Source organism: Labilibaculum antarcticum (assembly GCF_002356295.1).
Lineage (GTDB): Bacteria > Bacteroidota > Bacteroidia > Bacteroidales > Marinifilaceae > Labilibaculum > Labilibaculum antarcticum.
This window is the reverse complement of record NZ_AP018042.1, coordinates 1,628,558-1,642,490: the sequence shown is the minus strand read 5'-3', so window position 1 is coordinate 1,642,490 and position 13,933 is coordinate 1,628,558. Positions and strand designations below refer to the sequence as shown.

At 36.9% G+C, this 13,933-nt stretch carries 13 protein-coding genes; all 13 read left to right on the top strand.

Annotated features, from left to right (window positions below):
- Positions 1 to 27: 27 nt before the first annotated feature.
- Positions 28 to 690, top strand: coding sequence for a hypothetical protein (locus tag ALGA_RS06350; protein WP_096428531.1), 663 nt, complete (start codon positions 28 to 30; stop codon positions 688 to 690).
- A 57-nt stretch (positions 691 to 747) separates the two neighbouring features.
- Complete coding sequence (locus tag ALGA_RS06345) at positions 748 to 1,365, top strand: hypothetical protein (RefSeq protein ID WP_096428530.1); 618 nt, start codon at positions 748 to 750, stop codon at positions 1,363 to 1,365.
- Positions 1,362 to 2,585, top strand: coding sequence for a hypothetical protein (locus ALGA_RS06340; protein ID WP_096428529.1), 1,224 nt, complete (start codon positions 1,362 to 1,364; stop codon positions 2,583 to 2,585). Before ALGA_RS06345 ends, ALGA_RS06340 begins: the two co-directional genes overlap by 4 nt.
- Before the next feature lie 3 nt (positions 2,586 to 2,588).
- Complete coding sequence (locus tag ALGA_RS06335; RefSeq protein WP_096428528.1) at positions 2,589 to 3,119, top strand: hypothetical protein; 531 nt, start codon at positions 2,589 to 2,591, stop codon at positions 3,117 to 3,119.
- Between the two features lie 40 nt (positions 3,120 to 3,159).
- Positions 3,160 to 3,678, top strand: coding sequence for an outer membrane beta-barrel protein (locus tag ALGA_RS06330; protein ID WP_096428527.1), 519 nt, complete (start codon positions 3,160 to 3,162; stop codon positions 3,676 to 3,678).
- 188 nt (positions 3,679 to 3,866) lie between these two features.
- Positions 3,867 to 4,931, top strand: a complete 1,065-nt coding sequence (locus ALGA_RS06325) for a hypothetical protein (RefSeq protein ID WP_096428526.1) — start codon at positions 3,867 to 3,869, stop codon at positions 4,929 to 4,931.
- Positions 4,932 to 4,944: 13 nt separating this feature from the next.
- Positions 4,945 to 5,463, top strand: coding sequence for a DUF3592 domain-containing protein (locus ALGA_RS06320; RefSeq protein ID WP_096428525.1), 519 nt, complete (start codon positions 4,945 to 4,947; stop codon positions 5,461 to 5,463).
- A gap of 36 nt (positions 5,464 to 5,499) precedes the next feature.
- Positions 5,500 to 6,270 carry a TIGR00266 family protein gene (locus ALGA_RS06315; RefSeq protein ID WP_096428524.1) on the top strand — a complete coding sequence of 257 codons (771 nt, stop codon included), beginning with the start codon at positions 5,500 to 5,502 and terminating at the stop codon, positions 6,268 to 6,270.
- 16 nt (positions 6,271 to 6,286) lie between these two features.
- Entirely contained in the window at positions 6,287 to 6,880 is a 594-nt protein-coding gene (locus tag ALGA_RS06310) for a Yip1 family protein (RefSeq protein ID WP_096428523.1), read from the top strand.
- Between the two features lie 110 nt (positions 6,881 to 6,990).
- The gene (locus ALGA_RS06305; protein WP_096428522.1) at positions 6,991 to 7,956 is read left to right on the top strand and encodes a hypothetical protein; all 966 of its coding nucleotides are present in this window, start codon (positions 6,991 to 6,993) and stop codon (positions 7,954 to 7,956) included.
- 395 nt (positions 7,957 to 8,351) lie between these two features.
- Positions 8,352 to 9,506, top strand: a complete 1,155-nt coding sequence (locus ALGA_RS06300; RefSeq protein ID WP_096428521.1) for a cytochrome c3 family protein — start codon at positions 8,352 to 8,354, stop codon at positions 9,504 to 9,506.
- A gap of 57 nt (positions 9,507 to 9,563) precedes the next feature.
- A complete protein-coding gene (locus ALGA_RS06295; RefSeq protein WP_096428520.1) occupies positions 9,564 to 12,548 on the top strand; it encodes a Fe-S-cluster-containing hydrogenase in 2,985 nt (994 codons plus the stop codon).
- 10 nt (positions 12,549 to 12,558) lie between these two features.
- Entirely contained in the window at positions 12,559 to 13,932 is a 1,374-nt protein-coding gene (gene nrfD / locus ALGA_RS06290) for an NrfD/PsrC family molybdoenzyme membrane anchor subunit (protein ID WP_096428519.1), read from the top strand.
- Position 13,933: the final 1 nt, after the last annotated feature.

The window sequence follows — 13,933 nt, the reverse complement described above, 5'->3', positions numbered from 1 at the left end:
ACATTATAATAAATAAAAAACAGAAGCATGAAAAACACACTAAAGTACCTAAGCATATTATTTTTTGTTGCTGCATTTGTTGCTTGCGATAAAGATGATGATTTAACAAGTAAAGACATTAAAAGATACAATGTAGAAAGCGGAATGATTCATTACGTACACACAATTTCGGGTCCGTATGTGAATGGATCGGGTACCAGTGATTTGTATTTTAAAAAATGGGGAGCTCTTGAAATTCGTTTTGAGGATAAATCGGAAACGCTTACCATCATTAATGCAGAAGGAATAGAGGAATCAACAACCACCAATGCACGTAGTGCTGCCAAAATTGACAATGAGAAGATTTATGTGGTTGATTATGCTGCGGGTATAATTTATACCAAAGAGGATCCTTTAATTGACTACATGCGTCAGAATGATTTAGATGCATTGGAAGCAGGAAGAGAGACGATGATAAGCTTGGGTGGAGTACAATTGGACAATGAAGAAGTTTTTGGTTACGACTGTGAAGTTTGGGAACTTCTTGGGGTGAAGCAATGGATATACAAGGGATTAACTTTAAAATCGGTTAGTAGTCTAGCTGGAATTACCATTATTGAAGAAGCTACAAGCATTAAATTTGATGTTTCTGTTGCCGACAGTTACTTTGAGCTTCCAGATTTTCCTCACCAAGACCTTTATAGCTTGTAAGCTACTTATGGTTATAAATACACGGGTATTTTATTCAACATTTGAAAAAATAAAGGTATGAAACAAGTTTTAGTCATAATGATTTGCCTTTTCACGAGTAGTATTTTATCCGCCCAAATTGAGGAGAAGAAAGACGAAGGGGATAAAATCCAGGAAGCTTACCTAAAGGCAAATAAAAAATCGATTGATACCGCCAAGCCAATGATTGATTTTTTTCTAAAGTATGATGAAAAGGATAGTTTGAAGGATCCCAATCAAGTCGATTTTGATCAGATGTTGAATGAAATGGGAGTTATGGATGAGGTGAAGAATGATAAAAGTGGTTTGACCAAAGAGGATGCTTTTCAATTTATTAATGCATACATCAATGCAGACAATGCCATTGGACAAGAAGGTGGAAAACCAAACAAGCCAGAGCAGGAAAGTCAATTGGATAAGGAACTGAAAAAAGCTGAAAAGCAATTTGATGAAGCCAAACCCGAATTGGAAAGAATGCTGAAAGAAGCCGAAAAGGAATTTGGAAAACTTCATAACGAATCAAATTTCATGTCTTACGAGGATTTCAGAAAACAAGCAAAAGCTAAAAAGCCAGATGCTAGCGAGAGTGAAATTCAAGATGCTTACAATGAAATAATGAAAGTATTAGGTAACCCATTTAAACCCAATCAAAAATGAAAAAAGCAACAATTATTCTTATCGTAATGCTGTCGCTGATAAAAGTGACAAATGCTCAGGATTCAAAAATAAGTGGAAGTTGGTTAGTTACCAAAATAGTAGTGGGAGATAAGGTCGATGAACCTTTAATCATTATTGATTATAATACCGATGGATCTATAATAACGCAGGGAATTAATGTAGGCTCATGGTCGCATAATCAAAAAGAAGAGAAAATGATTATGAGCTCGAATATGGATAAAGATTTTGGTGGCGACTGTATGATTACAAGTCTTAATCAGAAGCAATTCAATTTTACCAAAGGGGATCAGAAATGGTTTTTGTCACGATTAAATATGGCTGAAATTGCAGCGAATAATTTGGAATCGGGGCTTGTCGGAACGTGGAAATTTACTGATGATGCAAATGCTGATGTGACGAGAGTATTGAATTTTGAAGCTCCGGATAGTTTTACATTGATTGAGAAACAGCCCGGAATGGAAAGTAGAACAGGTGGAATGTGGATTTATAATCAAAAAGAGAAAAGCTTGTTGTTGGTTGGCCGAATTGATAAAATTGGTGGCAAAAACAGAGTTTTTAAACTGAGTGATAAAGAATTTCTTTTAGAAAATGCAGGAGTAGAAGTAGTCCTGAATAAATCAGAGGCTAATTCTCAAAAAATTGAAAGATTGAATTTCACGGAAGCCGAATTCTTCGATGAGAATGGAGATTACAAGTATGATGGGGAAGAGGGAAAATTGCCTTGGACTGATCCTTTTGATATGCTGATGTCTTTAGTAAATACGAAGCAGCTAGAATATAATTTCTCAACATTAGTTGAGGGTACAGAAGTTTTTGAGACTAAGAAACTGACTGCCGATGTAACTGCCGATAAAGACGAGCAGAGTTTAAGTATCGATTTTATTTTTTACGGATATGACAGGTACAACTTACCTGATGATGCGGAATTACCTCCTAACAGGTTGGATTTCAATTATTATAATCGTCTGTATCCATTAGGAGACAATTCATTTCGAGTAGTTGGAGAAGAGAAGCTCACAACACCATCAGGAGTTTTCGATTGCATGGTAATAGAGTCGCTAGGGACTTCCGAAGAAAAATATAAACTATGGATGATTAACGATAAGCCCGGAATTTATGCCAAAATAATTGAAGACAAAGAGGGCCGGTTTGGTCATTACTATATCTATGAATTAAATAACATAATTGAAAATAATTAAGCTATGAAAAAAACACTATTTATTCTATTCGCTATGGTGGTTGGATTCACTTCTTGCGATAAAGTAAACGATTTAAAGACAAAAGATTTTTACGATATCGAATTGTCGAAGAATACATTGGTAACTGTAAATACTGTAGAATCAGCCAGTTTAAAGATAGCCGAAACATATCCTTTCTCAGAAACCATTAATCTTGGATTTGCAGATATCGAAGAGATTAAAGATTATTTGAACAAGCTGGAAGCTGTTGATGTAACATCGGTAAACTGTAAAATTACGAACCTTACTAGTGGTGAAATAGAATCTTTAACTATTAGTGTGCCTGATCTAAATTTCGATTTTGACATCCCTACTGTCTCATTGAATCAATCTCTGTTTGTGAATTTCTCTACAGAACAATTGGATGCAATCGCAAATACATTGTTACTGAATAAAAACCTGGAAATTTTAATCACGGGTACGGTTACCGAGCAACCAGTAAGTTTCAATATTGAAATTACAGCCTTGGTAGATGTCGAAGTGGAAGTTCTATAACCTTAATTAAATTTTTTAATAACTAGTAAAAAGTAATCAAATGAAAAACAAGTTAATTTTAGTATTCGCTACCGTGCTTTCAGTATTGTTTAGCCTGACAACTCAAGCACAAGACTCAAAAATTTTGGCCGGAGCTGGTCTTAAGTATGCAACCGAAATCAGTACTATGGGTATTGAAGCTAAGGGTGTTTATTTAGCAAGTGATACTTGGGAAATTGCTCCTGCATTCACTTATTATTTTAAGAAAAATAATGTAAACTGGTCAACCTTAGATTTTGATGCACATTATGTTTTTTCTGCAGATTCTAAAAATACATTTTATGCCATTGGAGGTTTAAATGTTACTTTCTGGAAATTTAAAATGGATGGAGGAAGTGAGCTTGATGACTATTTTGGAGGCTTCGATTTAGATGCTTCGGGTAGCGATGTTGGTGTAAACATTGGTGTGGGAAGTCGTTTTGCTATTTCTGATAAAATGTATTTCAATGCAGATTTAAAGTATACCATTGGTAATGCCAATTATTTGTCAGCAGGAGTAGGTGTATTATACCATTTCTAGAAAACTATTTGACTACATACATTTAGTTAGAACTTCCTGTTTGGGCAACTCAACCAATTCACTTTACAACCAAACAACCTTAATAATTAAAGTCCCAAACAGGAAGTTTTTCTAATCAAATCTTTCTCAATCATTCTTTCTTAAAGCTTACAAATAAGCCAGAACATTTAATTCAAATCCTTTAACTGATGAAACAATTAATTCTGATAGTAACCTGTTTGCTAATGACTCATGTTGCTATTTCTCAACAAAAGAGTCAAATATATGCCATCAAATCGGGGCATGTTGAGTATCAGCTCAGCGGAAATACTACTGGCACCAAATCTGTTTGGTGGGACAACTATGGGAATTCATCTTTTACCGAAACCAAGTCGCTTAGTGTGACTAAGATGTTTGGATTTAAAAGTGAAACAAAGACACATGATATCTCTATTATAAAAGGAGGAAAATTTTGGTCTGCTAACTTAATTGAAAATACAGGGCAAAAAGGAACAATTCCTTTTCAGGATATTACTGATAATATGACCGATGCAGAAAAAAAGAAGATGGGAAAAGACCTTTTGGAATCTTTTGGTGGTGAGATTGTTGGTACTGAATATGTTTTAGGGAATCAATGTGAAGTAGTGAAGTTAATGGGAGCTACCTGTTGGATTTATGATGGTGTAACATTAAAATCAGAAGCAAAAATCTTAGGCATTGAAGCGATCGAAACGGCGACTAAATTCGACAAAAATAGTTCTGTGTCAAGTTCAAAATTCACACCTCCCTCTGGTATCGATTATGAAGATCAGGATAAATACCAGCAAGAAATGTTTGGAGGAATGAGTGATGCTTTTAACGATGATGCTTATGATGATGGCGATGATGAAGCTATGGATTTAGTGCCTGTAAAGTATCCTTACGAGAAATTCCAGAAAATAGCGAACGGATTTAGCTATGATAATTATCGAAAATTGATGGTGATGAATTCTGAAGGGGCGTATAGTGCCATGTTCATGAAAGGAATGAATGGCAATTTGGCAGTCTCCGCAACTTCCCGTCAAAATGGGAATCCAGACCACGAAGGAAATTTTGAAACCTTTACTCATAGTGGGAAAAAGTGTATGTATGGTAAAATGAAAGATGATGAGGATGATGAAGTCAATTCTTTAATTGTCGAACTTTCAAATTACGATACCTATATTATTCTGATATCTAATTCTGTTCAAACTAAAGCAGAGATGCTTCAGCTAATGGATGAATTTAATTTTTAAATAAATAGACATCATGGAAAACAAGCAAAGTTCACCGATCGCATTATTTATTTTTGCAATCGCATTTATTGTTGGAGGTTGGTTTTTTTATAAAAACATAAGTCAAACCATAATTGCCGAGGCTGAAGCTTCTAAGTCATGGCCTACTGTTGAGGGCATTGTTACTTCCGCTGATATCAATACGCACATAAGCGACGGTACAAAAATGTATGCTTCTGATATCAATTATACTTATACCGTAGAGGGGAAAATATATTTTGGAAATAGAATTTCTACTGTCGATGGAAGCAGTAGCAGTGCGTCGGACGCAAAAAAGGATATGCAAAAATATTCGGAGGGAAGTATGGTTATGGTCTATTATGACCCGGAATTGCCTGATGCTTCCTTGCTCGAACCTGGTTCCAGTTTTTTTACTTATATGATTACCTATGGCCCCTTACTTTTTTGTTTTATTGGAGTCTTGATGTTATGGCAATTTGTTAAAAAGATTGGATTGTTTGTTTTGGCCTTGATTATAGGCTCAAGGGGCTGAAATAATTAATAGTCACAAATTTAAAATTCAGAAGTCATGAAATCACACGAAATAGATTATAAAATTATAGGGCACGATATTCAGTTAGTAGAGATTGAATTGGATCCAAATGAAACAGTTATAGCTGAGGCTGGAGCGATGTTATACATGAAAGAAGGGATTGATTTTATAGCCAAAATGGGAGATGGTTCGGAACCAGACAAAGGACTTTTTGGCAAATTACTCTCGGCAGCATCCAGAAAAATTACTGGTGAGTCAATATTTATTACCCATTTCACACATCGTGGATCGGGAAAAAGTCAGGTAGCTTTTGCTGCACCATATCCGGGAACAATTGTTCCACTTGATTTAGAGCAATTAGGCGGTTCTGTAATTGTACAGCGCGATGCGTTTTTATGTGCTGCTTTGGGAACTAAGATAAGTATGCATTTTAACAAGAAATTGGGTGCAGGTTTCTTTGGAGGCGAAGGTTTTATTCTTCAAAAATTGCAAGGAGACGGAAATGCTTTTATTCACGCAGGAGGCACATTAATTGAACATGAGTTGAATGGCGAAACATTGCGGGTTGATACCGGATGCGTGGTTGGTTTTCAAGAAGGAATTGATTTTAGTATTCAACAGGCGGGAAATTTAAAATCGATGGTTTTTGGTGGCGAAGGTTTATTCTTGGCTACGCTGCAAGGAACAGGAAAAGTATGGTTGCAGTCCATGCCAATTCGCAAGCTAATTAGTCAATTATCAACAGGAGGTTCAAATAGTAAAAAGGAAAGTAGTGGAGGCATTTTACAAAGTCTGTTAGAGTCGTAATTAAAATCTCGAAATCATGATAAATATTGAATTTTTAATTGACAGAGTAAAGCTGGTTCTTATTAGTCCTAAGGGAGCATGGGTGAAAATTAGTAGTGAACCAATAGATCGTAAAGATTTTTTGCTGTCCTATGTGCTTCCATTGGTTTTGATTCCTACCATAGCATCATTCATTGGTTATGGGTTAATAGGCTTGGGCAGTTATTTTAAAGTCACTTCTCTTAGTTGGGGACTTCATCAAGCAATACTTGCTTTTGTAGGAGCATTCTTAGGCGTTTTTGTTAGTGCTTTCTGCATTCATAAGTTAGCAGCGACTTTCGATACCCAGGTAAGTCTGAATAATGCAATTAAATTGGTTGCCTACTCTTATACACCAGTTTGGCTAGCAGGAGTTTTTTACATTCTCCCAAGTCTTTCCATTCTTGGTCTAATTGCAGGAATATATGGCCTGTATATTTTATATATCGGTTTTGTTCCAATAACAATGGTGAGTGAGGAAAAAAAGACAAACTACTTTATTCTTAGCTTGATTTTAGTAATTGGAGTGTCTTTTTTAGTTTCACTTCTGATTGGTGCGGTCTTGCTTTCAGCAGGCCTAAATACATATTAAAAAAAAATCCGGAGGTTACAGCCTCCGGAAGTATACAATTAACAGGAATTAAACATCATGTAAGATCTTTTTAATTCCAAATTATTAATCATTTCAAATTTACAAAAAAAATGAAAACGAGTAAACTTTATTTTTTCGCAGTCGCTTTTCTAGCGCTAAGTATTTCGATGGTATCATGCAGTGGTGACGATGGTGAAGCTGGATTATTAGGTCCTAAAGGTGATAAAGGAGAACAAGGTGTAGCAGGAGCAGTTGGAGCTGCAGGAACCGATGGTAGTATTATTTTCAGTGGTGAAGGTGAGCCTGTAGCTACAGTTGGTGCAGTTAGTGATTACTATCTTGATGTTGCAACAGGAATGTTGTATGGGCCAAAAGTAAATGCTGATAATTGGACCGATACAGATGGATTTTCTTTAAAGGGTACAAATGGAACAAACGGTACCAATGGGGAAGACGGAGCAGATGGAACTGATGGCGCTACAACTTTATCTGGTGATGGCATACCAACAGCTGAAGACGGTGAGCATGGTGATTTTTACCTTGATAAGGAAACAGCTATTCTTTATGGACCTAAAAACAACAGAGGTTTAGTAATTGGAGCCACAGGATGGGGAGCTGGTTTAGAGTTGAAAGGTGCTGATGGAAATGCCAATGTAAAATCATATGTGTTCAGTATTTATGAGAATGTTTGGATTTTGACAGATGCAAAAGATAAATTATACATTTACGATGAACGCATTTCTTTATATGATAAGATTACTGATGATATTCTGGATAGTGGTGTTGTTTTGGTTTATAGGATTGATGCAAACGATCATGCAATTTTATTACCAAGTTCAAGCAAGACATCGTTGGGTAATCTCTTAACAGAGTCTTTTACGATTGGTGGGCAAGAAAAAATTTATATGCAAAGAGAGTTATTTACTTTTGCGAATGTAGAAGAAGAATTAGCAAAAGCGGATTATGATTATAGAGCAGTTATTATTACTGGTGAATTAGCTAGTGAAGTAATGTCCAAAGCTAATGATCAAATAGGGTTTGAAGTTGCTGCAGTAGAGATGGGAATTATAGAATAGTTTCCACGCAAAATAACCAAGGGCATTCTTCTAGGAGAATGCCTTTTTTGGTTTAAAGCGTAGTTCTGAGCTTCACTTTCTCATTTGTTTCTGAATTACACCTTTTCGGTATTTTTTTTTAATCAGCTATCCTTAGAAAACATTAATAAAAGAAATGGAAGTTCGGATCTATTGTTGATTGTATTTGCATTTCATTAAGTGAAAGGATATGAAATATTCGTTTAAATTATTATATTTGGTAGAGAGCGAGTAAGTTACGAAAAAGTGTGCTCGGCTGCCTTTTAAAGAAAAGAGAGAGAATAGTAAGATTTGGTGTAGAGAAAGGTTTCGTATTTTGATTTGTATTTTCAATATTGGCTATTATATAAGCTTAATCTGTACCAAATACCTGTTCTATGAGTAAACCCTACGGATTTTTTAATGCCCTGATTATACTTTTTTTGTTTTTTAGTCCACCCGCCCTTTTTGCGATTGAGGCAGATAGTACGCATGTTGCTAAAACAGTAGATCATCATTTTAACTACTTCTTGAATTCTGAGAAACGGGGTGAGCGACTTTTTAAAGGCTTAACCAGAATAAAAACAGATGTAACATCTTGTGTTTCCTGTCACAATATCGATTATATCGATACGCTGAACTGGAATCCTTCCGCAACAGATATTTCAAAAACATTTGCCGATAAATCAATTGCAGAATTTAAAGCTGTATTGATGAGTCCATTGGGTAAAAAGATGGAGGCGTCTCATGTCGGATATACCTATTCGGATGAGGAACTTGGATATATTAAAACATATTTGTCCCAGTTAAAGGAGGATACCCTCTTTGAAACAAAACCAAAGGTCAATAATATATTGGTATTTGTCTTTTTGGGTGCATTAATCACCATGGCTTTAATCGATTTGATCTTCACCAAGAAAATCAAGTACAAGTTAATACCGATATTAATTTTTGTATTCGCCTTTGGATATCAAATAAATATGCTTGCTGATGGAGCAATGGCCTTAGGTCGCAAACAAAATTACCAACCAGCACAGCCAATTAAGTTTTCTCATAAAGTGCATGTTACTGGTAATAAAATTGATTGCAGATATTGCCATACAACAGTCGACGAAAGCAAATCTGCTGGTATTCCTCATGTAAATCTTTGTATGAACTGCCACGTGATTGTGCGCGAAGGAACCAATTCGGGAAAATTCGAAATCAATAAAATACACGCAGCCATAGAAAATAATACTTCGGTAGAATGGGTTCGAATTCATCAGTTACCCGATCATGTATTTTTCAGTCATGCTCAGCATGCTAATGTCGGTAAAAGAGAATGTCAGGAATGCCATGGTTTTGTAGAAGAAATGGATGTTATTCGACAGGTAGAGGATTTATCAATGGGTTGGTGTTTGGATTGTCACGATAAAACTGCCGTTGATTTTCAGGCCAATGGATACTATTCCAATGGATTTAAAGAGTTACACGAAGAATTGGCGACTGGTGTAAGAGACTCTGTTAGAGTTACGGATATTGGAGGAAGGGAATGTGCCCGATGCCATTATTAGAATTGTAAAAGCCGATTGTTGCCCTATTGCATTTTACCTATTGATAATCGTTTATCTATGAAGAAACATTGGAAAAGTCTTGCCGAACGTAAAAATGGATCAGATACTCCCGAAAAGCTAAGTTTGCCTAAGGGGAATCTGGAACAAATACTCGATATATTTGATAATGGAAATGAGAAGTCGCAATCGAACCGACGTGATTTTTTAAAGCTTTGCGGATACAGTCTTGCGATAAGTACCGTATTGGCCAGCTGCGAAAATTCGGTTCAAAAGGCCATTCCATATCTGATTAAACCTGAAGAAATCACTCCGGGGAAAGCGAATTACTATGCCTCATCCTATGTAAATGGAAGTGAATATTGTAGCATCCTTATAAAAACCAGAGAAGGCCGTCCAATAAAAATTGAAGGCAACGATTTGTCTTCGGTTACTTACGGAGGGACAAGTGCAAGGGTTCAGGCTTCAATTTTAGGATTATACGATACAAGTCGATATAAAAATCCGCTGAAAGGCGATACCAAAATTTCCTGGGACGAGCTGGATCAAGACATTATTCAGCAATTAAATCAATTAGAAGGAAATAAAGAAAGCGCAGTTCTTTTGACTCCGACAATATACAGTCCATCTACAAAGGCTGTCATAGAGATGTTTTTAAAATCTTACCCAAATGTGAAATGGGTACAGTATGATAATCGATCTGCATCAGCATTGATAAAGTCCAATGAAATGTGTTTTGGGAAAGCAGGAATTTGCGATTACCGGTTCGATTATGCAGATGTGATTGTGAGTTTTGATGCAGATTTTTTAGGGAATTGGCTGATGCCTGTTGAACACATTCGTCAGTACACCAAAAAGCGCAAGCTTAGCGATGGAAATACAAATATGTCACGACACATTCAGTTTGAATCGCGTTTATCCCTAACAGGAAGTAATGCCGATTATCGGATTCCGGTAAAACCTTCCGAGCAAGCCATGCTGATTGCTCAATTGTACAATGAGATTTTGAAACTAAAAGGATTAGATTCCTATTCCATAAGTGATGCCACTGATGATATTCAAGAATTGGCAAAAGAACTATGGGCAAATAAAGGGAAATCATTGGTTGTTGCAGGTGAAAATGATTTGAACATTCAGGTTTTGATCAATGCGATTAATTACGAATTGGAAAATTACGGAACAACTCTGCGAATTGACAAGCAAATATTGACCAAGCAAGCGATTGATTCGGATATGGAACAATTACTTTCTGATCTGAATTCGGGCAGGATAAAAGCTTTGTTCTCTTACGATGTTAATCCGGTATACGATTATTTTAAAGGAGAGGAATTTGGAAAAGCAATAGAGAAAGTTCCATTTTCGGTATCCTTAAATGCTGCTCCAAGCGAAACAAGTGGTTATTTTAAATATGTAGCGCCCGATAATCATTTTATCGAAAGCTGGAACGATCTCGAACCTAAAACGAGTCGCTATAGTTTAATGCAACCAGGTATTCGTCCATTATTCAATACCCGACAGTTTCAATCTACACTGCTTGCATGGTCGGGTCAGGAAACCGACTATTTAAAATTCATAAAAAATTACTGGGAAGAGAAATTATATCCGCTTCAAACAACTTATCCAAATTTCATCAGTTTTTGGAACAATAGCCTGCAAAAAGGAGTCTTTGAACCTCAAACGAAATCAGTTTTCGACACCAGATTTTCGATGGCTGGAATTGGGGAATTGATGGCTGAAATTGCAAGTACACCAAAATCTTCAGGTTTTGAACTTCAGGTATATGAAAGCTCGGCCATGGGCGATGGGAAAATGGCAAACAATCCTTGGATTCAGGAGCTTCCTGATCCGGTAACGAAAATTTGTTGGGACAATTACCTAACCATATCGCCAAAACAAGCGGAAGAAATGCTTTTAGAGACAGGTGATGTTGTAGAGTTGAATTCAGGAATGAAATTGCCGGTATATATTTTACCAGGACAAGCATACAATACGTTGGCTGTTGCCTTAGGCTATGGCAGAACAGAATGTGGTGTGGTTGGTAAAAATGTAGGAGTTAATGTTTCGAAGTTATCTCAGTTTAAAAATGATTCCCGTATTGATTTTTCAATTGGTGTTGAAATCAGGTTAACAGAAGAGAAGTACGAATTGGCAATGACTCAAACTCATCATTCGATGGAAGGAAGAGCAATTGTTCGTGAAGCTTCCTTGGGAGAATATTTAAAAGATCCGGCGGCCGGAAATGAGTCGCATCATAAATATGAAAACGCAGGTATTTACAAGAAACCAAATTTCCCAAATCATCATTGGGGACTTGTAGTTGATTTAAATTCTTGTGTTGGTTGCGGTGCCTGTTCTATTGCCTGCCAGGCGGAAAATAATGTGCCTGTAGTTGGTAAAAATGAAGTGATTCGGGCGCACGAAATGTCTTGGATTCGTATTGACAGGTATTTTTCAGGCAGCGATTTTAATCCGGATGTTTCCTATCAGCCAGTAATGTGTCAGCATTGCGATAATGCACCTTGCGAGAATGTTTGTCCGGTAGCGGCAACCACTCATAGTAGCGAAGGCCTGAACCAAATGGCTTATAACCGTTGTATTGGGACTCGTTATTGCGGAAATAACTGTCCGTATAAAGTGCGTCGTTTCAATTGGTTCAATTTCACGAATGCGGATTCTATTCCAAATAATTTGCACGATGTTGCTGAAATGACGATCGATTTAAAGCGAATGGTTTTGAATCCGGATGTTACGGTTCGGGCAAAAGGAGTTATTGAGAAATGCTCCATGTGCGTGCAGCGAATTCAGGAAGGAAAATTGAATGCGAAAATTGAGGGTCGAAAAGTTAATGATGGAGAAATTAAGACAGCTTGTCAGCAAGCCTGTCCATCTGGAGCAATCATTTTCGGAGATTTAAATGATAATGACAGCCAGATAGTCAAAGAAACTTCGAGTCAACGAAATTATCATTTGTTAGAGGAGATTCATACGCTTCCTTCGGTGAGCTATTTGACTAAGATTAGAAATAAAAAAACGAACGAATTATAAAACCACGCTTATGTATGTGTCGCCAATTCGTGAACCATTAATCACGGGGAAAAAAACGTATAAACAGATTACTGATGAGATTTCTGCTCCAATAGAAGGAAAAGCGGGGAAAGCTTGGTACGTTGGAATAACAATCACGATATCAGCATTGTTTTTTGGCTTAGCCATGATGGGATGGACCATTTGGCAAGGAATTGGAACCTGGGGATTGAATAAAACCATTGGATGGGGTTGGGGAATAACCAACTTTGTGTGGTGGGTAGGAATCGGTCATGCCGGTACGTTTATTTCGGCCATATTATTACTGTTTCGTCAGAAATGGAGAACCAGTATCAATCGATCTGCCGAGGCAATGACCCTTTTCGCAGTAATGTGCGCCGGTTTGTTTCCTCTAATTCATATGGGACGTCCACTACTTGCTTTCTTTGTGTTTCCTTATCCAAATACGCGTGGTCTTTGGGTAAATTTCAACTCACCACTGCTGTGGGATGTGTTTGCCATCAGTACTTATTTTAGTGTTTCTCTTCTATTTTGGTATGTTGGTTTAATACCAGATATAGGAACCATTCGCGACAAGGTGAAATCAAAATTTAAAAAAGCGATTTACGGATTTTTGAGTTTTGGTTGGACAGGATCTGCCAGACACTGGAGCAGACATGAAACCATGAGTTTAATATTGGCCGGATTGGCCGCACCGCTTGTACTCTCGGTCCACAGTATTGTAAGTTCCGATTTCGCAACTTCGGTAATTCCGGGATGGCACACGACAATTTTCCCGCCTTATTTTGTTTCCGGAGCTATCTTTTCTGGCTTTGCAATGGTGTTGACCCTTTTAATAATAACTAGAAAAGTATTAAATCTGGAAAGCTATATTACCGTTGGTCATGTTGAATCGATGAATAAAATTATTATCGCAACAGGATCGATTGTTGGTATTGCATACATCACCGAATTGTTTATTGCCTGGTATTCGGGCGTTGAATATGAGCAATATGCATTTCTGAATCGGGCAACCGGACCTTATTGGTGGGCCTATGCAATCATGATGACCTGTAATGTGATTTCTCCGCAACTGCTTTGGTTCAAAAAACTGAGACGAAATCTCGCATTTACCTTCGTTCTATCCATTTTCATCAACATTGGAATGTGGTTCGAACGATTTGTAATCATCGTAACCTCTTTGCACCGCGATTATCTGCCTTCAAGTTGGTCGATGTATAGTCCAACTGTTGTTGAAGTCGGAATATTTATTGGAACCTTAGGTTTATTTTTCACCTGTTTCCTTTTATTTATTCGGGTATTCCCGGTAATTGCAATTGCTGAGGTGAAGACCGTAATGAAAAGCTCTGGGGAAAATTTTACAAATAAGGATAAAAACGAATAAT